The organism is Burkholderia gladioli (assembly GCF_000959725.1).
Taxonomy (GTDB): domain Bacteria; phylum Pseudomonadota; class Gammaproteobacteria; order Burkholderiales; family Burkholderiaceae; genus Burkholderia; species Burkholderia gladioli.
Genome location: NZ_CP009323.1, coordinates 2,427,724 through 2,450,650 on the forward strand (window position 1 = coordinate 2,427,724; position 22,927 = coordinate 2,450,650).

22 protein-coding genes are annotated in these 22,927 nt (G+C 66.4%); 9 read left to right on the plus strand and 13 right to left on the minus strand.

What is annotated here, in order from left to right; genetic code table 11:
• Positions 1 to 106: 106 nt before the first annotated feature.
• Positions 107 to 757 carry a LysE family translocator gene (locus tag BM43_RS27865; RefSeq protein ID WP_036052511.1) on the plus strand — a complete coding sequence of 217 codons (651 nt, stop codon included), beginning with the start codon at positions 107 to 109 and terminating at the stop codon, positions 755 to 757.
• A 62-nt stretch (positions 758 to 819) separates the two neighbouring features.
• Here BM43_RS27865 and BM43_RS27870 read toward each other — a convergent pair whose 3' ends face one another.
• From BM43_RS27870 to tatA, 3 genes are all read right to left on the minus strand, one after another.
• Positions 820 to 3,870: a KAP family P-loop NTPase fold protein gene (locus BM43_RS27870; RefSeq protein ID WP_158380929.1), complete on the minus strand. Its 3,051-nt coding sequence runs from the start codon at positions 3,868 to 3,870 to the stop codon at positions 820 to 822.
• Positions 3,871 to 4,156: 286 nt separating this feature from the next.
• Positions 4,157 to 4,840 (minus strand): type 1 glutamine amidotransferase domain-containing protein, encoded by a 684-nt coding sequence (locus BM43_RS27875; RefSeq protein WP_036052506.1) that lies wholly within the window; start codon positions 4,838 to 4,840, stop codon positions 4,157 to 4,159.
• 616 nt (positions 4,841 to 5,456) lie between these two features.
• On the minus strand, positions 5,457 to 5,696 hold the full coding sequence (tatA, locus tag BM43_RS27880; protein WP_013696892.1) for a Sec-independent protein translocase subunit TatA: 240 nt from the start codon (positions 5,694 to 5,696) through the stop codon (positions 5,457 to 5,459).
• Between the two features lie 337 nt (positions 5,697 to 6,033).
• Between tatA and BM43_RS27885 the strand changes: the two genes are divergently transcribed.
• Both BM43_RS27885 and BM43_RS27890 read left to right on the plus strand, forming a co-directional pair.
• Positions 6,034 to 7,290: a cupin domain-containing protein gene (locus BM43_RS27885; RefSeq protein ID WP_013696893.1), complete on the plus strand. Its 1,257-nt coding sequence runs from the start codon at positions 6,034 to 6,036 to the stop codon at positions 7,288 to 7,290.
• Between the two features lie 118 nt (positions 7,291 to 7,408).
• On the plus strand, positions 7,409 to 8,713 hold the full coding sequence (locus BM43_RS27890) for an Nramp family divalent metal transporter (protein ID WP_036052502.1): 1,305 nt from the start codon (positions 7,409 to 7,411) through the stop codon (positions 8,711 to 8,713).
• Here the strand turns inward: BM43_RS27890 and BM43_RS39465 are convergent.
• From BM43_RS39465 to BM43_RS27915, 5 genes are all read right to left on the minus strand, one after another.
• A complete protein-coding gene (locus tag BM43_RS39465) occupies positions 8,600 to 9,739 on the minus strand; it encodes a LysR family transcriptional regulator (protein ID WP_080742159.1) in 1,140 nt (379 codons plus the stop codon). The genes BM43_RS27890 and BM43_RS39465 overlap by 114 nt on opposite strands.
• Positions 9,740 to 10,101: 362 nt before the next feature.
• Positions 10,102 to 11,358, minus strand: a complete 1,257-nt coding sequence (locus BM43_RS27900; RefSeq protein ID WP_036052501.1) for a transglycosylase SLT domain-containing protein — start codon at positions 11,356 to 11,358, stop codon at positions 10,102 to 10,104.
• Between the two features lie 275 nt (positions 11,359 to 11,633).
• Entirely contained in the window at positions 11,634 to 11,870 is a 237-nt protein-coding gene (locus tag BM43_RS27905) for a DUF7661 family protein (RefSeq protein WP_036052499.1), read from the minus strand.
• Positions 11,871 to 11,887: 17 nt separating this feature from the next.
• The gene (locus BM43_RS27910) at positions 11,888 to 12,775 is read right to left on the minus strand and encodes an EamA family transporter (RefSeq protein WP_036052497.1); all 888 of its coding nucleotides are present in this window, start codon (positions 12,773 to 12,775) and stop codon (positions 11,888 to 11,890) included.
• A gap of 93 nt (positions 12,776 to 12,868) precedes the next feature.
• Positions 12,869 to 14,098 (minus strand): MFS transporter, encoded by a 1,230-nt coding sequence (locus tag BM43_RS27915; RefSeq protein WP_036052495.1) that lies wholly within the window; start codon positions 14,096 to 14,098, stop codon positions 12,869 to 12,871.
• A 131-nt stretch (positions 14,099 to 14,229) separates the two neighbouring features.
• Between BM43_RS27915 and BM43_RS27920 the strand changes: the two genes are divergently transcribed.
• Together BM43_RS27920 and BM43_RS27925 are read left to right on the plus strand one after the other, a co-directional pair.
• Positions 14,230 to 14,682: a winged helix-turn-helix transcriptional regulator gene (locus tag BM43_RS27920; RefSeq protein WP_025098134.1), complete on the plus strand. Its 453-nt coding sequence runs from the start codon at positions 14,230 to 14,232 to the stop codon at positions 14,680 to 14,682.
• A 132-nt stretch (positions 14,683 to 14,814) separates the two neighbouring features.
• A complete protein-coding gene (locus BM43_RS27925; protein ID WP_036052492.1) occupies positions 14,815 to 15,528 on the plus strand; it encodes an LbetaH domain-containing protein in 714 nt (237 codons plus the stop codon).
• 106 nt (positions 15,529 to 15,634) lie between these two features.
• Here BM43_RS27925 and BM43_RS42020 read toward each other — a convergent pair whose 3' ends face one another.
• The gene (locus tag BM43_RS42020) at positions 15,635 to 15,988 is read right to left on the minus strand and encodes a hypothetical protein (protein ID WP_080752215.1); all 354 of its coding nucleotides are present in this window, start codon (positions 15,986 to 15,988) and stop codon (positions 15,635 to 15,637) included.
• Positions 15,989 to 16,091: 103 nt separating this feature from the next.
• Between BM43_RS42020 and BM43_RS27935 the strand changes: the two genes are divergently transcribed.
• From BM43_RS27935 to BM43_RS27945, 3 genes are all read left to right on the plus strand, one after another.
• Complete coding sequence (locus BM43_RS27935; RefSeq protein WP_036052487.1) at positions 16,092 to 16,775, plus strand: hypothetical protein; 684 nt, start codon at positions 16,092 to 16,094, stop codon at positions 16,773 to 16,775.
• 61 nt (positions 16,776 to 16,836) lie between these two features.
• Entirely contained in the window at positions 16,837 to 17,463 is a 627-nt protein-coding gene (locus BM43_RS27940) for a cytochrome b/b6 domain-containing protein (protein ID WP_013696902.1), read from the plus strand.
• Entirely contained in the window at positions 17,463 to 18,218 is a 756-nt protein-coding gene (locus BM43_RS27945; protein ID WP_036052485.1) for a molybdopterin-dependent oxidoreductase, read from the plus strand. Before BM43_RS27940 ends, BM43_RS27945 begins: the two co-directional genes overlap by 1 nt.
• 79 nt (positions 18,219 to 18,297) lie before the next feature.
• On the opposite strand, the gene BM43_RS27950 is transcribed toward BM43_RS27945, so the two are convergent.
• Positions 18,298 to 18,735 carry a hypothetical protein gene (locus BM43_RS27950; RefSeq protein WP_036052484.1) on the minus strand — a complete coding sequence of 146 codons (438 nt, stop codon included), beginning with the start codon at positions 18,733 to 18,735 and terminating at the stop codon, positions 18,298 to 18,300.
• A gap of 195 nt (positions 18,736 to 18,930) precedes the next feature.
• Between BM43_RS27950 and BM43_RS27955 the strand changes: the two genes are divergently transcribed.
• Positions 18,931 to 19,650 (plus strand): DUF1223 domain-containing protein, encoded by a 720-nt coding sequence (locus BM43_RS27955; protein WP_036052482.1) that lies wholly within the window; start codon positions 18,931 to 18,933, stop codon positions 19,648 to 19,650.
• Positions 19,651 to 19,765: 115 nt separating this feature from the next.
• Here BM43_RS27955 and BM43_RS27960 read toward each other — a convergent pair whose 3' ends face one another.
• Genes BM43_RS27960 through hemL form a run of 3 tightly spaced genes read right to left on the minus strand, consistent with a single transcriptional unit; the run spans position 19,766 to position 22,850 of the window.
• Positions 19,766 to 20,401, minus strand: coding sequence for a riboflavin synthase (locus BM43_RS27960; protein ID WP_036052480.1), 636 nt, complete (start codon positions 20,399 to 20,401; stop codon positions 19,766 to 19,768).
• A gap of 22 nt (positions 20,402 to 20,423) precedes the next feature.
• On the minus strand, positions 20,424 to 21,542 hold the full coding sequence (gene ribD / locus BM43_RS27965) for a bifunctional diaminohydroxyphosphoribosylaminopyrimidine deaminase/5-amino-6-(5-phosphoribosylamino)uracil reductase RibD (protein WP_036052479.1): 1,119 nt from the start codon (positions 21,540 to 21,542) through the stop codon (positions 20,424 to 20,426).
• Between the two features lie 21 nt (positions 21,543 to 21,563).
• Positions 21,564 to 22,850 (minus strand): glutamate-1-semialdehyde 2,1-aminomutase, encoded by a 1,287-nt coding sequence (gene hemL / locus BM43_RS27970; RefSeq protein ID WP_036052478.1) that lies wholly within the window; start codon positions 22,848 to 22,850, stop codon positions 21,564 to 21,566.
• Between the last annotated feature and the right edge of the window lie 77 nt (positions 22,851 to 22,927).

Sequence of the window (22,927 nt, forward strand, 5' to 3'; positions counted from 1 at the left end):
GCGCGCATGCCGTCGCCAGGCCGGCCGCGCCGCGGTTGCCGCGTCGCGTTTGCCAGTACCTGTCATTCTCGCCGTCCTGTTTCGAATCGCCTGCCTGGAGCCTCGAATGTCCGTTCACACCTGGTTGCTGTTTGCCTTCGCCTACCTGCTGACCACGCTCACGCCGGGGCCGAACGTGCTGCTGGTGGTGCGCAACACGGTGCGCCACGGCGCGCGCGGCACGGTGGTCTCGATCCTCGGCAACCTGCTGGTGCAACTGGTGGTGGTGACGCTGGTGGCCCTCGGCGTGGGCGCCTTGCTGGCGGCCATGCCGCCGCTGTTCGTGGCCCTGAAGCTGGCCGGCGCCGCCTACCTGATCCTGATCGGCATCCGCCAGTGGCGCGAGGGCGGGCGCCCCGCCGCCGGGGCGAACGCGGCGGCCCCGGGCGAGGCCGTGCCCGCGGCGGTGCCGGTCAGCCGCCTCAGGCTGTTTCGCGAGTCGATCCTGGTGGCCGGCAGCAATCCCAAGACGATGATCTTCCTGTCGGCCTTCATGCCCCAGTTCATCGACCACCAGCGCTCGCTGCCGCTGCAGTTCGCGCAGATGTACCTGACCATCGCGCTGCTGGTGCTGGTGGTGCACACGATCTATTCGACCGGCGTGCGCCATCTGCATGGGCGCCTGCGCGCGGGCCGGGCGGTGGCGGCGATGCGGCGCATGACGGGGCTGGTGTTCGTCGGTTTTGGCGTCGAGCTGCTGACGGCGAAGCAGCCTTGAGGGGCGGCATCACAGTAAAGCCATTGCCCCAAGTTTGAAAGTGTGTACCCGCTAACGTGAAATCACCAAAAGCCGGATCGGGCGGAGTCCGATAACCGTTTTCCAGAGGCTGGCTGGGCGCAGTACTGAAAGAATTCAAAAAGTTTCGAATCCTTGCGCCATTCCACTGCGTCGCCCTGGCTCAGATGGAGCGCCTGCTCGATCTGACTGGCCCAGTCTATTACGCAGGTGGTGCCGCGGGTGGCTTGTTCGAGTGTTTCGAGCCGGCGCACGACCAGATTGGCGGCCGCATCTTCGGCGACCTGCCGCGGCGCTTCATCTGCCCCCCACTGTAACCACCGCATCATGTCAGGCCAGCGCAGCGTGAGTGTGATCCATCGGGCGTAGTGGTCTAGGGACGGCGCGCGCCATTGAGGGTCGATGCGCCGTCTCGCATTACGCAGCGACAGATAGAGCCGCGCGAGATTGACCATTCTCTTGATTTCACGAGGATTTCCCGCGCTGTGCCGTCCAAGCTCTCGAATGATGTGACCGACATCTCGGCTGTCGGCCGCCGGTGTGCTTGCCTTGACGGCTGCCGATGGCGAGACCGAGGGCATGACGGAGCCGACGCCGTCGCTAGCTGCCGAGATGAAGGCAGCCGGCGGAGTGACATCGGGGTCGACCGATGCGGACGGTTTCGTGATTGACGCCGACGCATGTCTGGCCGATGCGCCGAGCGATTTCAGGTAGTTGTCGAGCTTGGCCTGCGGAGGAATCGTGAAGGGCAACTGGACGAACTTGTCCATGAAACGCCAGCCGAGCGGGACGCCGCGCTCGTAGCTCGGCAGGCGTTGTCGAATGTCTTCGTGAGCCTTGTCGAGTGCAGCGGCGATCATCTGCGGGTCCATGCCGATCACGAACATGCAGCGATAGGTGTCGCTGGCAAGCAGCATGCTGACGCCTTCCACTACGTTGGCGATCTTGGCTGGGGAGCATCGATCAAGATCATCCACAAAGATGACGATCGGCGAATGCTCGCCTGAGCTCTCTTTCGGCGCCGCCGTCAGAACGCGCTTCAGATCGGCATGAATCTGATGAATGGCACCTACCGATTGCGTGTAATCGGGGACGGTGAGATATGGTGCAAGGCTGAATCTGGCGGGTTCCGCTTGCGTTTGCCGCTGCGTTATCCAATATCGGCCAACGAGATAGAGCGCCAGCAGGATGAGGCTCGCGATGGCACCGGGGTAACCGTATTGGCTGAGGCGGCTGGTGATTGGACCGAGTTCGGGAAAGGCCGCTCGAGCTGCACCCAACCCAAGGAAGGAAAGCATGGCGCTCGCCCCGAGCAGCGCGGCCCGTCGAGCCTGCGCGAGCCAGACCGTCGCGATTCGGTCATAGATCTTGCGGCGCACGATGCCGTCGTCGATGCGCGAAAGGTGCAGGCGTAGCAGGAACGCCTCGCGTTCGCGAACCGGCAGGCGATCGCTGATCTGCGAGACGATGGCGTCGACCAATCCGGCCCACACCTGCTCGGAAGATTCATACTTCCATGCGTTGAACCAGATCGTGAGCATCGAATCGCGAGAGGCAGAAGGGATGGCGTCCCCGGCAGCAAAGGCATTGCGCGCCGGCAAATCCTGCTTTGCGGCGGCTTTCGCCTGGCTGGTCTGATGGTAAAACTCAATAACGGGAGCGAATACCGCGCGAATGCGATTTCGCCAACGCCACGACGCGGGAGTTGGGCGGGAGGAGCCGTCAGCAGCGGCCTCGGCTACTGCCAGGTTGGCGGGATCGAGCAAAACGGGAGTATCTGCGTCTTTTTTTCGATCGAGAAATCGCATCACCTGCCCCAGCGTGAGTTGGCGCTCGGTGGTCTTGTCCCGAAGCTCCGGGGAGGCTTTTTGGCGATCGATGCGATCGCGGATCATCTTCATCAACGATGACTTGCCCACTCCCCAGGGTGCCTGAATACTGATGCTGAGCGGTGCCGAAGTGCCCGGACTTTTCAAGAAGGATGAGATGGCGTCGGCATAAGCCGTGTAGCCGAGATGATCTTCGGACGACGCCGTATCGTTGAGCAAATTCATGATCACCTGGCCGGTCCGAACATCCTCATAGGCTTCGAGCAACTCGGCAGGCTCCACTCCCATCATGCTCAGGTAGCCGACGTACTCACCTTCGCTTTCCAGGAGCGCGCGAACCAGATCGTCCACGCTGTATTGTTTGCCGCGCCCCGCTGACGTGGCGCGAGCTTCCGCGCGGCGGAAAATGGTGGCCACGTTCCGGGTTCGGTCAAGTTCACGGACACTAGTGAACATCGACGGCGTGTCTCGATCGCGCCCGAACAATTGTTGCCAAGCGGAATCGTATAGCTCCGCTGCAAGTTCGCGAATGGCTGAACTGAAGGCGCTCGTATCTGGATCCCCCTGAAATTTGGCAAGAGCATCGGAAAACGCGGCGTCGACGATCCCGAACAGCAATACCTCGGTGGTCAGGTAAGGGTCCTGTCGAGATTGTGCTAGCGCGTCCGCGACGGCGATCACGACTTCGGCGGGAGAACGGGCCTCGTTTGCGGGCGCTGTGGACGATCGCCGGGAGTTTTCTTCCGCTGATTCCACGATCCCTTCGATGCTGTCCCATAACGGCTCGAACCCTGGGGTATCTGGTCCAGGGGTCGAGATCGTGATCGCGATACCCGGACGCCGATCAAACCCTGATCGAATCAGCGCATTGAAGATGACGGTGAAACTCTCCGTGAGCTGAAGTCCTGCAACTCCAGTGCCCATCAGCGGAATCCACCATGAGCCCATGGACTGGAGTCGATAATCCTGCAGGCATCGGCCCAGATTGGTTGCGAGCAGTTCAGACGGCTGTCTGCCATCGACGGTTACGATGAAGCAGAAATGGGTGGCGCCGATCTGTGAAATGAAATATCCGCTTGCCAGTTGCTGAGGTGTTGGAAAATGTTCCTTACTCAGTCCGAATTGGTCAAGCACATACGAGCTGAGTTCTCCCGGCGCGCCTTGTGAGCCGGTCGAAAGAAAAACGGCGTCGGCTTTGGGGATCGAAAGAGAAGTAACGGTGATTGATTCGCTGAGACGAACCTCTGTTCTGTCGCGGATGTCCATGCCGGCCCCGGGGGTTGATCGGCACCTTGTTTCATGCGCCGCCTGTTTATTTGATTGGATTTCCGACCAGGCTGCCCTGGTTGTTTTTTTGCAAATTTTCCGGGATTTCGATGGGCATGTCGATGCCCGGAAATGGCTGGGTGCCATCCCGAGTATCGAATACAACGGGGAGCAGACGGCATTCACCCCGGAGGTCCGGATTTGTGGGGCAAACCCGGCTTTACGCATGCAGGGGATCCGGCTCGTCTCTCCAAGGCGAGGGCGCTCCACCGACGCCTGCTCTGATTTACTTCCCGCCCAGCTTCTCCAGCACCACCTTCGCCGCCTGCTCCGACGAAGCCGGATTCTGCCCCGTGATCAGCAGCCCGTCGGTCACCACGTAGGACTGCCAGTCGGCGCCCTTCGAATAGTCGCCTCCCTTGCGCTTCAACTCGTCCTCGACGAGGAAGGGCACGACCTCGGTCAACTGCACCGCTTCCTCCTCCGAATTCGTGAAGCCAGTCACCTTCCGACCATTTACCAGCGGCTTGCCGTCCTCGCCCTGGGCGTGGCGCAGCACGCCGGGCGCGTGGCAAACCAGCGCGAGCGGCTTGCGCGCGGCGAAGATGGACTCGATCAGCGCGATCGAATCGCGATCCTCGGCCAGGTCCCAGAGCGGACCGTGGCCACCCGGGTAGAACACCGCGTCGAACGCGTCGTGCGTCACCGAGCCGAGCCGCGCCGTGTCAGCCAGCGCGGCCTTGGCCTCGGCGTCGGCCTCGAAGCGGCGCGTCGCCTCGGTCTGGAAATCGGCTTCGTTGCTCTTCGGGTCGAGCGGCGGCTGGCCACCTTGCGGCGAGGCCAGCACGATTTCGGCGCCGGCATCCTTGAACACGTAATAAGGGGCGGCCAGTTCCTCGAGCCAAAAACCCGTCTTGCGACCGGTATCGCCGAGTTGGTCGTGCGAGGTCAGCACCATCAGGATCTTCATGACATTTCTCCAGGGGACATCCAGGGTTGCGGCAACAGGGGCCGCGTACCGCGATGAAGCCACGCAGGCATGGCGGGGCGCGCGAGGTGATTGTCGCGCAGTGCCGTGACGGAACTGCGGCGTGGCTGGCGCGCCCTATGCTGCCACGCCGGCGCCGGGGAGGCTTGGCGCGGCGGCACGGCCCTAAGCGCCCGATAGTTAGTAATTTGTCAGCAATTTCGACGCCCGAGCCGGCTTCGGCCGGCGTTGGCTAATCTACATGGCCGATCGGGCTTCCATCATGCATGTGCTCGCGGTGGACCGCGTTGTAGGGCCCGGGCGGGTCGAACGCCTGCTCGGGGAGGCCGGGTTGGCTTTCGATGGGGCGTCCATCGCTACCCGGCAGCAAAGGAGGGGCTGTCGGCCAGCGGCCGTGGCAGGTCTATTTCCAGCAATTTGCGGCCCTGCGGCACGGTACGCCGGGCACCAAGGCACGTGATGGCCGGCGTCGAGGCCGCGCTCGCGAATGCATCGCGACGAGCAATCGCCGCGGATCGCGGTATGCAATGCGTGGCGAGCGGCTCGGCCCGCCTGGACACGGCGCCACGATGTCCATCGCGGCGGCCTTGCGCTGCGTTCAGTGCCGCGTGACCGACGGGTCCGCGCGGGCATCCACCTCCATGCCCTGCGTCGCCGGTGCCGACGACGACGCCACAGCCACCGCGGACGGCACCGCCTCGCTGTCCGCGATCCCCTCCTTGAAGCCCTTGATGGCGCCTCCCAGGTCCGTGCCGAGGCTGCGGATCTTCTTGGTACCGAAGATCAGCGAGACGATCGCCAGCACGATCAGCCAATGCGTGATGCTCAGACTTCCCATGGTCACTCTCCTTGTATCGGGTTCGATCGGTTCCAGGCGCCGATATCTCCGTCAGCGCGTGCGCCGATCCTAAGCGCGATCGGCCCGGCGATGTATCAAAGCTCCTGATGATCTGGCCAAGAAATCCTGATTGGTCATTGGCCTGATGCATTCCTACTATTGGCGGCACGGAGCGGCTGGCGAGCATCCGATGCCGCGGTGAGCCGTTCATGCCGATGCATCGAACGACGGTTCACCGAGGCACGGCGCCATGCCGCTTCCGATCACAACCCGCGTCACCCGGGAGGTCCCCCGGTACCGGGAAACCATCAGGACGAGATCATCAGGAGAGCAAAACATGACCGATTTGAAACGTCGCAGTGTACTGGTCGGCGCGGCCGCCGGCGCGGTGGCACTCGGTGCGGCGGCAGCCGCCAAGGCGGCCGAATTCGGCAACCCCGACACGCCGGCGCAAGGCGCGATCAACTCCACGCCGATCGCGATCGCCGAGCCGGGTCCGCAGAACCCGCAACTGCGCGACGTGCTGCCCTCGTTCAACAACCCGCCGCCCACCGACGTCGGCGGCATGCCGATCCCGTGGGCCTCGTTCAACATGGCGCACAAGCGCATCCAGGCCGGCGGCTGGGCGCGCGAGGTGACCACCAAGGCCTTCCCGGTGTCGAAGGACATCGCCGGCGTGAACATGCGCCTCGGGCCGGGCGGCGTGCGCGAGCTGCACTGGCACCAGCAGGCCGAGTGGGCGATCATGGTCAGCGGCGAGGTGCGCATCACCACCATCGACACGCGCGGCCGCGCCGAGGTGGCCGACGTGGCGGCCGGCGACATCTGGTACTTCCCGCCCGGCCTGCCGCATTCGCTGCAGGGGCTCGGCGACAACGGCGGCGAGTTCGTGCTGGCCTTCGATAACGGCGCGGCCGGCGAATTCAACACGCTGATGGTGTCCGACTGGCTCGCGCACACGCCGCCCGACATCCTCGCGCAGAACTTCGGCGTGCCTGCCGAGAAGTTCAAGGAAATCCCGCTCGAGCAGCTGTGGATCTACCAGGGCGCGAAGGCGGGCCCGCTGGCCGCCGACCAGGCCTATGCCGCCTCGCCCGAAGGGCGCCCCGACCATCCCTTCATCTTCCGCATGGGCGCGATGGCGCCGACCATCTCGACGGCCGGCGGCGAGGTGCGCATCGTCGACAGCCACAACTTCCCGGTCTCGAAGACGGTGGCGGCGGCCCTGGTGACGGTCAAGCCGGGCGGCCTGCGCGAGCTGCACTGGCACCCGGACAACGACGAGTGGCAGTACTTCATCAAGGGCACCGGCCGCATGACGGTGTTCAACACCGGGCCGGCCGCGCAGACCGTCGACTTCAATCCCGGCGACGTGGGTTATGTCGAGAAGAACCTCGGGCACTACATCAAGAACACCGGCAAGGAGGATCTGGTGTTCCTCGAGATCTTCAAGTCGGATCACTTCTCCGAGGTGACGCTCTCGCAGTGGCTCGCCAGCGTGCCGCGCCAGTTGCTCAGGGAGCACCTGCGCGTCGACGACGAGACGCTCGACGCGATCCACAAGCTCAAGCAGCGTCGCGACGTGATCGCCTGAGCGCGCGTCAAGCCACGCGCGCGCCGCGTGCGCGCAGGTCGCCGACCTGCCGCACGGCGCGCGCCGGTTTTCCTCACCCGTATCGAATCGACACCCGCACCTGCAAGAGGCGTTCATCATGCTGATGGCAATCAAACGTACCGCCAGCTACGCGCTGTCCGGCACGGCAAGCACCGCAACCGTGACGGCCATGCGCGATGCGCTCGACAACGAGCGCCGCGGGATCCGCGCGCTGCTGCCGTTCGCGGGGCCGGCCGTGATCGCCTCGGTCGGCTACATGGACCCGGGCAACTTCGCCACCAACATCCAGGCCGGCTCGACCTACGGCTACGAGCTGCTGTGGGTGGTGCTGCTGGCCTCGCTGGTGGCGATGCTGTTCCAGGCGATGTCGGCCAAGCTGGGCATCGTCACCGGCCGCAGCCTGGCCGAGCTGTGCCGCGACAGCTTCCCCAGGCCGCTGGTGATCGCGATGTGGATCGGCTCGGAGATCGCCGCGATGGCGACCGATCTCGCGGAATTCATGGGCGCCGCGATGGGCATCTCGCTGCTGTTCCACCTGGCGCTCGGCTGGGGGCTGCTGATCACGGGCGTGGTCACGGTCGGCATCCTGTCGCTGGACAAGAAGGGCTTCCGCCCGCTCGAGATCGTGATCGCCGCCTTCATCACGGTGATCGGCCTGAGCTACCTGGGCGAACTCATCATCGCGCCGCCCGACTGGCACGCCGCGATCTTCCACACGGTGGTGCCGCACCTGCGCGACGGCGATGCGCTGATGCTGGCGGTCGGCATCGTCGGCGCCACCATCATGCCGCACACCATCTACCTGCATTCCGGCCTCACGCAGAATCGCGCGCCGGCCCGCAACGACTACCAGCGCCGCAAGCTGGTGCGCTTCTCGAATCGCGAGGTGATGGTCGCGCTCGGCTTCGCGGGTTTCGTCAACCTGGCGATGGTGGCGATGTCGGCCTCGGTGTTCCGCAAGAACGCGCCCGGCATCTCCGATATCGCGGCCGCCTATCACACGCTCACGCCGGTGCTCGGTACCGGTGCCGCGGTGCTGTTCCTGGTTTCGCTGCTGGCCTCGGGCATCTCGAGCTCGGTGGTCGGCACCATGGCCGGCCAGAGCATCATGCAGGGCTTCGTCGGCTTCCGCACGCCGGTGATGGTGCGGCGCCTGATCACCATGGTGCCGGCCGTGATCGTCTGCCTGTTCTGCAACCCGATGACGGCGATGATCGACAGCCAGATCGTGCTGAGCATCGTCCTGCCGGTGCCGCTGATCGCGCTGGTGGTGCTGTCCTCGCGCCGTTCAGTGATGGGTGGATTTACCGCCAGCCGGAAGTTGATCGCCACGGCGGCCGTCGCCACCGCCGTGATCCTGGCGCTCAACGTAACGCTGATCTGGCAGGCCCTCGTCGCGTAACAGCGCGCGCGTGCGCAGCGCCACCTCGAGGCTCGCGCCGCTGGCGGCGAGCGCGCGCGTTTCCGGAGCGGCGGGCTCGGCCCGCTGGAGATCCATGCCCGTGTGCACCTTGTCGATACCCGTGAAGTGCTCGAGCCGCGCGCCGCCCTCTGCGAGAAGGAATTCGCGGAAATGGACGGCGGCGGGCGGCAGGTGGCGATCCGCGCGATGGATCACGCACCAGCTTCGCTTGCGGGGGAAACCCTGCACGTCGAGCACCACCAGCAGGCCGGCGCGCAGTTCGGACTGAACCGTCTGCGCCGACAGGAAGCTGATCCCCATGCCGGCCATCACCGACTGCTTGATCGCCTCGGCGCAGCCGATCTCCATGAAGCGCGGCGCCGAGGGCAGGGTACCGAAGGTCTCGTCGGCGACGCCGCGCGTATCGGTGCCGCGTTCCCTGACGATCAGGCATTCGTCGGCGATGCGCGCGTAGGGAATGTCGCGCGCGCCGGCCAGCGGATGATCGGGCGCGGCCACCAGCACGAAGGGGTTGGGCGCGAAGGCCTCGGCGACGATCGCCGCGTCGTCGGGCGGCTGCACCATGATCGCGAGGTCGATCCGGTCGGCGCGCAGCAGGGCGATCAACTGGTCGCGGCTGCGCACAGTCATCTCGGGATCGATGCCGGGCTGCGCATGCAGGAAGGCACCGATCAGGTGCGGGAAGAAATAGCTGCCCGAGGTGATCAGGCCGACGCGCAGGCATTGCGCGGCGCCGGTCTTCAGGACCGCGAAGGACTGCTCGGCGGCCTTCAGGTCGGCGAGGATCGCCATGCTGTGGCGCAGCATCAGCTTGCCGGCCTCGGTCAGCACGATGCGCTTGCCGACGTGGTTGAACAAGGGAACGCCGGCATGGTCCTCGATCTGCTTGATCTGCATCGACACGGCCGGCTGCGTCAGATGCAGATCCTCGGCCGCACGCGAAAAGCTCAAATTACGCGCAACACTTTCGAAAGTCTTGAGTTGGCGAATTGTTATGTTTTTCATATGAAGCCATGTCTCCTATTGGGGAACATTTTTAATGCCTCCTGGTTCGACGCTCGGCGGCTTCCTCGAAGTTTAGACCTACTATCGTAATTCGGCTTGCAAGGGATCACCCTTGCTTGCAGGCTGGGAGAAGCCGTGCAGGTCGCGATATTTTTAAAAATGGAAAGCGAAATGAAATTATTCGTGCTCGTCATGCACGAATGAATATTACGAGGCGAAGAGAAATACGGCTTTCAGAAATTCTTACGAAATTCCACTGCTATAAGAAATGAAAATGCCTAAAGCGAGATAATCCGGAGCGTGCCTGGGCGATCCCGGTCCGCCGCATGAGGCGGACCGGGTTTCAACGCGTGATGGGGCGCTTATTTGGTGAGGTAGAACAGCGCGTCGGTGCCGGTGTTGCGCGGCGACGGCGTCTTGGCGGCGGGCTTGTCGGTGGCGGTGGCCACCGGTGCCTGCGGGGCGGGCGGCGGATCGTTGCGCGTGCCCGTGTCGGCGACCGGCAGCGTCTGGCTGGCCAGGGCCTTGTCCTTGTTGTCGCGCGAGGAGGGCGTGGAGAGATACCAGAGCGCGTCGGTCGACGCGGTGGCGGCTTTGCGCGCGGCGGCGGCGCTCGCGACGGCTGCCGTGGCGGGCACGGCGTTGCTGCCCGGTACGGCGGGAGCGCGCGTCGGCGCCGCGCCGGCCTGGGTCGAGGTCGAACCAGCGGATTTCGGCGTGATCGCGGCCGGCGCTCGCTGCGCGATGGCCTCGGCCTGGCCGATCTGGAACACCAGCTTCGGCTCGAGCGTGGCGATCACCGCGTAAGGCGGCTGCGGATCCCAGCGCAGGATCACGCGGCCGCGCGGCGTGTCGCCGAAGATCGCCGGCACCCGCTTCATGTCGCTGAACTGCACGTAGATGCGGGCGCCGTCGTCGAACACCTGCACCGGCTTGGCGTCGTCGGCGCCCGTCACGGTCCAGCCGAAGTTGTAGGTGCCGGGCGCCGCGTCCGGTGCCGGGGCGGGCGCCGGGCGGCGCGGGGTGCTGCCGCTCGCGCCGTTGGCGGGCGCCATCTTCACCTGCGAGACGCCGAGGCTGGCGAACGGATTGTAGGTTTGCGGCGGCGTAAACGACGGCGGAATGATAGGCATGGACACATCCTGCGTGCTGATGATCGATTGCGCGGTGTCGTAGACCTTCTGCGCGTAGGCGAGGCGCTTGTCGGGCGAGCTCGCGTTGTAGGCGCCGATGGCGTTCCAGGTCGGACCGAACTGCTGGATGTTCTGCGACAGGATCCAGGCTGCCACGTAGGCATTGGTGCAGGGATCGAGCAGGCTCTGCTGGGTGATGCCCTCGCGCGCGAGCCGCGGCAGCCAGGAGCTGTTGATCTGCATCAGGCCGATGTCGTAGGTCCCGTTGCTGTTGGGGCTGATGACATTGGTGCGCGTGCCCGATTCCACCTGGGCGATCGCGCGCATCAGGCCGACGTTGACGTGCTGGAAGCTGGCCGCGTCGTCGATGCAGTCGGCCCGCGCGAGGCCCGGCATCGCCACCAGCAGGCTGGCGGCGGCCAGCGCGCCTCGGCGCGCGCGCCTGCCGGTCGAGCCCCGTTTTTGGTGCTGCGAGATTCCCATCATGAAACCCGTGCTGATGCCTGTATGTTTTATCGGCCGGGCGCCGCGGCGCCTGCCGGATGGCGGCGCGCGGGCGATTCGGCCGTGCTATGGGCAGCATCGATACTGCGCGATCCGGGGATCGCGGCTCGGCGGGCGTCGGCCCGGACGCCGCCGAGGTCGGTATTTTAGTTTCAGTTGCCGGGCGGATCGAGTGCTTTTCGATGACGGGGACGGATGATGCCCGGAATCGGGGCGGCCGGGCCGGTGGCGACGGGTTGGTTGGCGGTGGTGGCGATTCAGGGCGCGGGCGGCGGCATCTCGACCACGGCGGGGTGCCTGGGCGTCGCGTCCTCGTGGAACAGGTCGTCGAGGTACTGGAGCAGTTCGTCGGCCTCGACGAAGTCGGGGATCTGGAAATCGGCCGGGCGGCGCTTGCCTTCCGCGCCGAAGTCGTAGGCTTGCCAGCGGCCCTGCTGGTGCACGATCGAGACCATGCGGCCGAACAGGTTGAAGTAGCGCGCGTGGGTGTTCATGGGGCTCCGGAGCGGGTTCAGGTGCCGGCTCGCCTCGCGAGGCGGGCGCCGAGGTGCTTGCCGTACAGGCCGACGGCCAGCCCCAGCACGATCAGGGCGGTCGCGAGCAGTTTCAGCGTGCCGATCGGTTCGCCGAAGATCAGGGCCGAGCCCAGCATACCGAAGATCGGCACCAGCAGCGACAAGGGCGCGACGGTGGACACCGGGTACTTCCTGAGCAGCAGGTTCCAGACTCCATAACCGAACAGCGTGGTCGGGTAGACCTGGAACAGGATCGAGAACACGGTCTTGCCGTCGAAGTGCGCGAAGGTGGCGGCGTAGACGGCCGCGCCGTGCTGCAGCCAGGCGATCGCGAACAATGGAAGCGGCGAGAACAGGCTGGACCAGACCAGGAAGGCCAGCACCTCTCGCGTGCCGGACAGCTTGATCACCAGGTTCGCGCCGCTCCAGGCCAGCGCGCCGACGATCACCAGCGCGATGCCGGCCGGCGTGGCGCTGCCGTCGGTGATGGCGATCACGCAGGCCAGACCGAGCAGGGCGATCGCGATGCCGGCGAACTGGTAGCGAGAGACGGTCTCGCGGAACACGGCGGCGCCGAGCAGGATCGTCAGGAAGGCGCTGAACTGCAGCACCAGCGAGGCGATCCCGGCCGACAGGCCGGCCTGGATGCCGAGGTTGACGATGCCCCACAGGCCGACGCCGAACAGCAGCCCGTAGGCGGCGAGGTAAGACAGCGGCACCGCCGGGCGACGGATGAACAGCACCGCCGGCAGCGCGCTGAGCGTGAAGCGGATGCCGGCGAGCACGAACGGATCGGTCGATTGCAGCCCGAGCTTGATGACCGAGAAGTTGAGCCCCCAGATGGCCGTGACGAGGATGGCGAGCAGCGTATCGCGAAGCTTCATGACGAGAACGATGAGGAGTGGATGGAGACGCGGGGCTTTCGATGCATGGTCCCCGATCGGGTTGCGAATCACAACCGGAAAGACTTCATATGCTTATCTCGGCGCGTGGCGACGGGCGGGGCCCGAGCTGAAGAACCAGAACGCCAGGGCCAGCAGGCTGACGCACGCGCCGAGCGCACAGACGCCGGTCCATCCCGCCTGTGCATAGGTCGCCGTCGACGCAATCGAACCGAGGCCGCTGCCCGCCGCGTAGAACAGCATGTAGCAGCCGACCAGGCGCGCATGCGCCTCGGGATGCGTGCGGAAGATCAGGCTCTGGTTGACGACGTGCACGGCCTGGCCGCCAATGTCGAGCAGCACGATGCCGAGCACCAGCGCCGCGATCGAATGCGGTGTGAAGGCGATCGGCAGCCACGACAGGCAGAGCAGCAGCAAGGCGATGCCGGTGACGGCCTGGCCCAGGCCGCGATCGGCGAGGCGGCCCGCGCGCGCGGCGGCCAGCGCGCCGAGCGCGCCCACCAGCCCGAAGGCGCCGATCGCCGTGTGCGACATCGAATAGGGCGGGGCGCTGAGCGGCAGCACCAGCGCGCTCCAGAAGATGCTGAAGGCCGCGAACATCAGCAGGCCGATCGTGCCGCGTACCTGGAGCACACGCTCGCGCAGCAGCAGGCCGAGCATCGATCGCAGCAACCGCGGGTAGCCGAGCCGTGGCCTTGGCGCGGTCGGCCGCGGCAGGCGGGCCGAGAGCACGGCCAGCATCACCAGCGCGATGCCGCCCGAGCCCAGGTAGACCGCGCGCCAGCCCGCGATATCGGTGAGCAGGCCCGCCACCGAGCGGGCCAGCAGCAGGCCGATCACGACGCCGCCTTGCGCCGCGCCGACCACCCGCCCGCGCTCGCCTTCACTGGCGAGGGCCGCCGCGCAGGCGATCAGGCCCTGCGTCATTGCCGTGCCCAGCAGGCCGACGCCGACCATGCCGGCGAGCAGCATGAGCGGGCCGCGCGAGGCGGCAACCAGCACGCAGGCCAGCGCCAGCAACACGAGCTGGACGGCGATCAGGCACTTGCGATCGAGCAGGTCGCCGAGCGGCACCACGAACATCAGCGCCAGCGCGCAGCCGAGCTGGGTCGCCGTGATCACGCCACCTACATCGGAGTGCGAAATATGAAAATCACGCGCAATCGAATCGAGCAAGGGTTGGGCGTAATAGACATTGGCGACGCTGGCCGCGCAGCAGGCCGACAGCAGCATGACGATCGACCGGGGCACGGATCGCGGCGGCCGAGGATCGAGCGCGGCTTCCGAAGGCAGGATGGCATTCATGCCGGCAGTTCCTCACATCTGGTTGCAAAACAAAACTTGTCGGAAGTGTAGGGAAGCTTGTTTTAAAATGCAACTTCTTATCCGGCAGGACCGCCGGACGTGGCTTGTCGTGACGCATCGAGGAGGGCGGGATGGCCAGGCAGAAAAGTTTCGCGGATTCGCCATGCCCGGTGGGCCGGGCGGCCGACATCGTCGGCGATCGCTGGATGCTGCTGATCGTGCGCGACGCGTTCGACGGCATGCGCCGCTTCGGCGAGTTTCTCGCCAGCCTCGGCGTGGCGCGCAACATCCTGTCCGACCGGCTCAAGCAACTGGTGGAGGCGGGCGTGTTCGAGATCGTGCCCGCATCGGACGGTTCCGCCTACCAGGAATACGTGCTGACCCGCAAGGGCGAGGGCCTGTTCCCGGTGATCGTGATGCTGCGCCAGTGGGGCGAGGCCAACCTGTTCGCGCCCGGCGAGCCGCATTCGGTGATGGTCGATCGCAAGAGCGGCCGCAAGATCCGCAAGCAGACCCTGCAGCACGAGGACGGCCGGCCGCTGAACGCCGCCAACAGCGCGATCCGCAAGCTCGACGAGCGCTGAGGCGCGGCGGTTCTTTCGTAATAGAATCGGCGGCGTCGCGCTGGCTGCCACGCGATCCGGCTTGTCGGGACGATGTCACGGGGCATCGTCCAGGCCCATGCGAACCATCGCCATCATTATTCATAGACCGCCATGAACGTAACCACCTCGGACGACTGCACCGGGATCCTGTCAAATCACCCTCTCGCGAAGCACTTCGTCGTGTTCGGGTATCGCGACGGCGCGTATTCGTCGATCCCCAACAACTTCTTTCGCAACTGGCTCGACGAGGAAGCGACCGAAGGCAGTTTTTATATTGGCCGCGGCTCGGGATTCGGGGTCGGCTCGATCGCCAAGTACGATGCGGGTCTGCAGAAGCTGAGCGTGGGCAAGTTCGTGGCCGGCGGCCTGCGCCTGCGTTTCCTGCTCAATGGCCAGCACGACATGCGGACCATCTCGACTGCCATGTTCAGCGTCTTCGGCGACGGCCTGCGCAATGCGCCGCCGCCGCAGTATGCCGATACCGTGATCCACAACGACGTCTGGATCGGCGACGAGGCCCTGTTCCTGGGCGGCTCGGTGGTGGAGAGCGGCTGCGTGATCGGTGCGCGCGCGGTGATTCCGCCGAATTTCCGCGCCGAGCCTTACGGGATCTACGTGGGTTCGCCGGCCAGGCTGGTGCGATTCCGCTTCCCGGAGCGGGTGCGCGAGAGCCTGCTCGAACTGGCCTGGTGGGACATGCCGCTGTCGTGGATCAAGCAGCACAACGAAGCCTTCCTCGCGGACCTGACGAGCGACGAGGGCAAGGCGCTGGAGATCCTCGCCGAGCTCAAGCGGGCGAAGTTCAGCGCGCTGAGCCAGGGCTGAGCCTCCGGCGGGCGGACGAGGGCATGCCGACGTTCGCGCTGGCCACATCCGCGCGTTCGCCGGCCGCTGCCCTGGCTGGCGGTGGCCGAATGCGCGCGGTCGTTCCTCAGCCGGCGGCCGAAGCGCCGGGTTCCTCGGCGTAGCGCGCCGAGATGAAATCGATGAAGGCCCGCACCTTCAGCGGCACATGGCGGGAGCGCGGGTAGAGCGCGTAATAGCGGCGCTGCGCGAGGCGGTTGGCGTGGTCCTTGCCTCGGCTACTGCCGCGCCGGCTGCCGGCAGCATGGAGGCGGCCGAGGCGAGGAGCAGGTGGCGAACGAGGTGGCGAAGGGAAAAGACGGTCATGGCGCTCTCCTGGGATATCGATGGGCGATGGATGGCCCGCACGATAGCGGGAGGGCGCGGCGCGTGGCAGCGCATGGGACAAACAGGTGCCGTGCGCGGCTTGCAAGCCGCGCATCGGTCATTTGACCGATACCTGCCCGGGTTGGGCTTCTTCATGATTGTGAAAGGCGGGTGACCTATCCTGCCCGATTTCAGGCACCTCAAACCCAGGAGCACAGATGAAACGCATTCATGTCGCCATTCTCGCCGTCATGCTGAGCGGCTCGGCACTTGCCGCCTCGCCGACCCCCACCCGCATCCGCGGCACGATCGCCTCGGTCAGCGCCAGCGAGATCACGGTCCACACGACGGCTGGCGCCGATGTGCAGGTCGCGCTGGGCGCCAACACGAAGTACCTGCAGGTGGTGAAGGCCGACCTGGCCAATATCGAGCCGGGCAGCTATATCGGCACCGCCACCAAGAGCACGGGCGCGAACCAGATCGCGCTGGAAGTGGTGGTGTTCCCGCCCGCCATGAAGGGTGTGGGCGAGGGCCATTACGCCTGGGATACGATTCCCGACACCACGCTGTCGGGCGCGGGCACCACCTCCAGCTCGATGACCAATGGCAGCGTGACGGCTGTCGCCGCGCCGTCGAGCACCACCGTCAAGAGCGCGATGACCAACGGCAGCGTCAGCGCGGCCACCGACCAGGGCGGCGTGAAGCGCCTGACCGTCAGCTACAAGGGCGGCGAGCAGGTCGTGCTGGTGCCGCCCACCGCGCCGATCGTCACTTTCCATCCCGCCACCACGGCCGACCTGACCAAGGGCGCGGCGGTGTTCATCAATGCCGCGACGGACCAGAACAAGGCCACGGCGGCCGTGGTCGCGATCGGCAAGGATGGCCTCAAGCCGCCGATGTAAGGCGGCTGGTCGTCATCCGAGCTTACCCGCGCCACCCGATCAACCGCCAAGGAGCCTGTTCATGCGCCCTAGTTCCCGGTCGCCACGACCCGCGCACCCCGCCCCGATCCGGATCATGCACTGGATTGGTGTGTATGCCATGGGATGCATGATCTTCAGCGGCTGGGCGATCTACAACGCCTCGCCGGACCTGCCCTTCGTGTTTCCGCGATGGACCGGGCTCGGCGGCTGGCTGGGCGGCGCGCTGGCCTGGCATCTGAGCGCCATGTGGCTGCTGGTGATCGACGGGCTGGCCTATCTCGTCTACGGGATCGCGTCGGGGCATTTTCGGCGCGATCTTCGCCTGCCTTCGCCGATGGCGGTGATTCGCGATCTGCGCGCCGCGCTGGCGTTCCGGCTCGCGCATCGGCAGGGGCACTACAACGCGGTGCAGCGCGCGATGTATGTCGGCGTGGTGACGGCCGCGATCGTCCAGATCGTCACGGGGCTGGCGATCTGGAAGCCCGTGCAGTTTCAATGGCTGGTGGAGTTGTTCGGGCAGTATGCGATCGCCCGCAACATTCATCTCGCCCTGATGTTCGGCATCGTCGCCTTCGTCGTCGTGCATGTGACGCTGGTGGCGATTCATCCGCGCACGCTGGTGGCGATGATCGCCCCGGTGCCGGCGGAATCCGAGGAGCAGCACTGATGGCCGAGCGTAAAACCGTCGCCGTCCGGCAAGAGGACATCAAGGCGGAACTGAGCCGCGCGAGCCGGCGCGGCTTCCTGAAACGGACCTTGTCGCTCGGCGGCCTGGCCATGCTGAGCGGCTGCGACCTGTCCACGCATTCGGGCGTCGACGCCGCGCTCGAAGCCATGCTGCGCTTCGACGATCGCGTGCAGGCGGCGCTGTTCGGTTCGCAGCGGCTGGCGAGAACCTATAGCGCTGCCGATATCACGCGCCCGTTCCGCTTCAATGCCTTTTATCCCGATTGGCAGGTGCGGGGCGTGCCCGACAACTGGGCGCTCGGCGTCGCCGGGCGAGTGGCGCGCAAGCAGCCGTGGACCCTGCCCGAGCTGATGACGCTGCCGCAGGCGAGCCAGATCACCCGCCATATCTGCATCGAGGGCTGGAGCCAGATCGGGCAGTGGAGCGGCATCCCGTTGCGCGTGTTCCTGGAGCGAGTCGGCGCCGATCTGAACTCGCGCTACGTCGCCTTCAAGTGCTTCGACGACTACTCGACCAGCATCGACATGGCCAGCGCCCTGCATCCCCAGACGATCCTCGCGCTCGATTTCGATTCGAAGCCGCTCGAGCCGCAATGGGGGGCGCCGCTGAGGTTGCGGATCCCGACCAAGCTGGGGTTCAAGAGCGCGAAGAACCTGGAGGCGATCGAGGTCACCAACGTGTTCCCGGGCGGGTATTGGGAGCAGCAGGGGTATGACTGGTTCGCGGGGGTTTGAGGGGGCGGCTCGTCATGTCGGATGAGCGGCGGCAGGAGCGAGGCGAACCATGCGCCAATGCTGCACGCGCTCGATGCCTTCAAGAATGGGGAGCTTGATCGGGGCCGGCGGCCGGCCTGGGCGTTTCGCGTCGTGTCGCGAGGCGGCGGTTGCGCGGGAGTGTCCATTGATACCGCTCCACCAGCCGATCGGCGGCGTATCGTGCACGCTCGCTCCAGGTTGCCTCGGTCGCGCGGATCTGGACGTCCTCGCGTTCCAGGGCTTCAGGTGCCCAGTATTTCCGGACTTCGCCGACGGGCAGGAAACGCGTCTCCGTGTCAATCATCCGAAACACCTGGAACTCCGGATCGCCGCCGACCTTGGCCCAGTAGGCCAGCCGCAACAGCTCCCGCGCTGTCTCGACGAGGCTCAGGCGATCCGCGAGAAAATCCTCCGCCCGGGCGCGGATCCTTCGACAATGCGTGCGCCACTGATCCACATTCCCGATTCCCGGCGGGACTTCGAATTCCATCGACATGGGCGTTCTCGATTCCATTGAGGGGAAGCGGGGATTGTGGGGGCCAGATTGGCGGGTGTCGAACGCTCCGATGTCGCGGGCTGTTGCCGCATGCACGGCAAGGGGCCGAATCCTCCTCGATGCTTGATCACCGCCGTGCGTAACCGAACGGCACCGGCGAACGAACTACCGTGATCAGCCACCCCGGAGCCTCCCATGTTCGCCCGTTTCCTTTCCGTCATCTGCGCGAGCGCCGCCAGCTTGCTGGCATTCCCCGCGTTTGCCGACGCGCCTCGCCCGGTCGTCATCGAACTGTTCACCTCGCAGGGCTGCTCGTCCTGCCCGCCGGCCGACAGCTACCTGAACGAGCTGAGCGACGCGCGCAAGGACGTGTTGCCGCTGGCCTTTCACGTGACCTACTGGAACCAGCTGGGATGGAAGGATCCGTTCTCGCTTTCGATTTCCGACGCGCGCCAGGATCGGTATGTGCAGCGTTTCCACGGCTTCGCCTATACCCCCGAACTGGTGGTGGATGGGAAATCCGCCGTGGTGGGTTCGAATCGCGCGGCGGTGGATGCCGCGATCGATCGTGCGCGGTCGTCGGCGACGACGTCCGCGAACGTCAGCGCAATGGCCAACGGCAAGGGCGTGACAGTGTCGATCGGCTCAGGAAGCGGACAGGCCCAGGTCCTGCTGGTGGGTTACGACACGCGTCATGTGACGCCGGTCGGACGCGGGGAGAACAGCGGGAACACGCTTACCGAATCGAATATCGTGCGAGCGCTGGCGAGCATCGGCAGCTGGTCCGGCACGGCGCTCACGCTGCAGGCGAGTCCCCCGGCCGGGGAGAAGCTGGCGGTCTTGCTCGAGGCGCCCGATGGGACGATCGTCGGCGCTGCTCGCGTGGCGGACGCACGCGTTGAGCCTTCGCGTTGATCGTTATGGAGAGCTGACGGCAGACGAGCCGCGGAACACGGCCGTCTACCTTCGCAAGCAACGGTAGATGATCCGGCAAAACGCCGGCAGGGCGCCGGCGCATCCAGGCTCCGGATTATTTCAGTACCGCGGCGCCATCCTGGCCGGCGCCAAGCATCCGCTCCACATACCGCGCAATCATATCGATCTCGAGATTCACCTTCGAGCCCGCCTTCAGATGCCGCAGCGTGGTGACCTGCACCGTATGCGGGATCAGGTTGATCGAGAACTCGCAGCCGTCCGCGAGATCCTTCACCGCATTGACCGTCAGGCTCACGCCGTTGACCGTGATCGAGCCCTTGTAGGCCAGATACTTGCCCAGCGCCTTCGGCGCCAGCACGCGCAGCTCGTGCGACTCGCCCACCGGCGCGAAATGCGTGACCGTCCCGAGCCCGTCCACATGGCCCGACACGATGTGCCCGCCCAGCCGGTCGTGCGCGCGCAGCGCCTTCTCGAGATTGACCTCGCCCAGCTCGCTCAGGCCGACCGTCTTGTTCAGGCTCTCGCGCGATACGTCGACGGTGAAGGTTTCGGCGGTGGCCTCGATCGCCGTCATGCAGGCGCCCTGGATCGCGATGCTGTCGCCGAGCGCGACATCGCCCAGGTCGAGCCCGCCGGCGCGGACCACCAGCCGAACGCCGGCATCGGCCTCGGTGCCGAGCGGTGCGATCGATTCAATGCGGCCGACCGCCGCGACGATTCCGGTAAACATCGTGAGATTCCCGTAAGCAGATTCAGTTGGCCGACGCGGCGGCGAAGCGCGCAAGGATGCGCAGGTCCTCGCCGATCCGGTCGATGGTATGGAATTGCAGGCGCGCGCGCTGTTCCAGCGTGGCCGGCGCGGCGAGATTGAACATGCCTGCCGCGTTGTCGCCGAGCAGGGTCGGCGCGACGTAGATCAGCAGCTCGTCGACGCAGCCTTCGCGCAGCAGCGAGCCGTTCAGCTTGTGCCCGGCCTCGACATGCAGCTCGTTGATGCCGCGCTTGCCGAGCGCCTGCAGCAAGGCCGGCAGATCGACCTTGCCGTTCGGGCCGGCCAGCGGCACCACCTCGGCGCCGCGGTCGCGCAGGGCGGCGGCGCGGCCTTCGCCGGCCGCGTCGAGCTCGCCGCAGAAGATCAGGATCGGCGCGCCGCTCAGCAGCTTCGCCTCCAGCGAAACCTCGAGCCGGCTGTCCACCAGCACGCGCAGCGGCTGGCGCGGTGTGTCGATGCCGCGCACCGTCAGTTGCGGATCGTCCTCGCGCACCGTGCCGATGCCGGTCAGGATCGCGCAGGCGCGCGCGCGCCAGGCGTGCCCATCCGCGCGCGCGGCCTCGCCGGTAATCCACTGGCTCTGGCCGTCGGGCAGCGCGGTGCGGCCGTCCAGTGAGATGGCCGACTTCATGCGCACCCAGGGCTGGCCGCGCGTCATGCGCGACACGAAGCCGATATTCATCTCGCGCGCTTCCTGCGCGAGCAGCCCGCAGCGCACGTCGATGCCGGCGTCGCGCAGCATCCCGAGGCCCTTGCCCGAGACCAGCGGGTTCGGGTCCTCCATCGCCGCCACCACCTTGGCCACGCGCGCGTCGATCAGGCCCAGCGCGCAAGGCGGCGTGCGCCCGAAGTGGCTGCAGGGCTCCAGCGTCACGTAGACGGTCGCGCCGCGCAGGTCGTGGCCGCGCGAGCGCGCGTCCTTCATGGCCTGCACCTCGGCGTGGTCCTGGCCGGCCGGCTGGGTGTAGCCCTCGCCGATCACCACCTCGTCCTTGACGATCACGCAACCCACGCGCGGGTTCGGCGAGGTGGTGTACATCCCGCGCGACGACAGGTCGAGCGCGCGCTGCATATGCGCGAAATCCGATTCCGAGAACATGCGCGTCTCCCTATCCGGTGGTCAGGCGGCAGCCAGGGCGCCGAAGGCGCGGCGCGCGGCGGCGAGCGTTGCATCGATCACGGCGTCGTCGTGCACGCTGGAGACGAAGCCGGCCTCGTAGGCCGAGGGCGCGAAATACACGCCCTCGTCGAGCATCAGGTGGAAGAAGCGGTTGAAGCTGGCGATGTCGCTCCTGGTCACCTCGGCGAAGCTGGTCGGCACCGCCTCGGTGAAGTAGAGGCCGAACATCGCGCCGATCGCGTCGGTCGCGAACGGCACGCCGGCGGCGCGCGCCTCGGCGGCGAGGCCGTCGGCCAGGCGTTTGGTCTGCGCGGTGAGCGCCGCGTAGAAGCCGGGGGCCTGGATCAGTTGCAGGGTCTTGAGGCCGGCGGCCACCGCGATCGGGTTGCCCGACAGCGTGCCGGCCTGGTAGACGCCGCCCAGCGGCGCGAGCTGGGCCATGATGTCGCGACGCCCGCCGAACGCGGCCGCCGGCATGCCGCCGCCGATCACCTTGCCCAGGCAGGTCAGGTCGGCCTGGATGCCGTAATGCTGCTGCGCGCCGCCGAGCGCGACGCGGAAGCCGCACATCACCTCGTCGAAGATCAGCACGGCGCCGTGCTTGCTGCACAGCGCGCGCAGCGCCTGCAGGAATTCGGGGGTGCCGCGCACCAGGTTCATGTTGCCGGCCACCGGCTCGACGATCACGGCGGCGATCTCGTCGCCGAATGCGCCGAAGGCTTCCTCCAGCGCCGCCACGTTGTTGTACTCCAGCACCGTGGTGTGCTTGGCGATGTCGGCCGGCACGCCGGCCGAGGTCGGGTTGCCGAAGGTCAGCAGGCCCGAGCCGGCCTTCACCAGCAGGCTGTCGGCGTGGCCGTGGTAGCAGCCCTCGAACTTGACGATGCGGCTGCGGTTGGTGAAGCCGCGCGCCAGGCGCAACGCGCTCATGGTCGCCTCGGTGCCGCTCGACACCATCCGCACCTGCTCGATGCTGGGCACCAGCTTGCAGATCTCCTCGGCGATCTCGATCTCGGCCTCGGTCGGCGCGCCGAACGAGAAGCCGTCGGCCAGCACGCGCTGCACCGCCTCGAGCACCTCGGGATGGACGTGGCCGACGATCATCGGGCCCCACGAGCCGATGTAGTCGATATAGCGCTTGTCGTCGGCGTCCCAGAAGTAGGGGCCCTGGGCCCGGGACACGAAGCGCGGCGTGCCGCCGACCGAGCGGAAGGCGCGCACGGGCGAGTTGACGCCGCCCGGGATGGTGCGCTGGGCGCGTTCGAAGAGCGTTTGATTGTTCGACATGGATAGGTCCTGCTAGACGGAGGCGGCAGCCGGGCAGGCGCGGCGGGGGCCGCATCTTCCGCGCCGGATGCGGACGA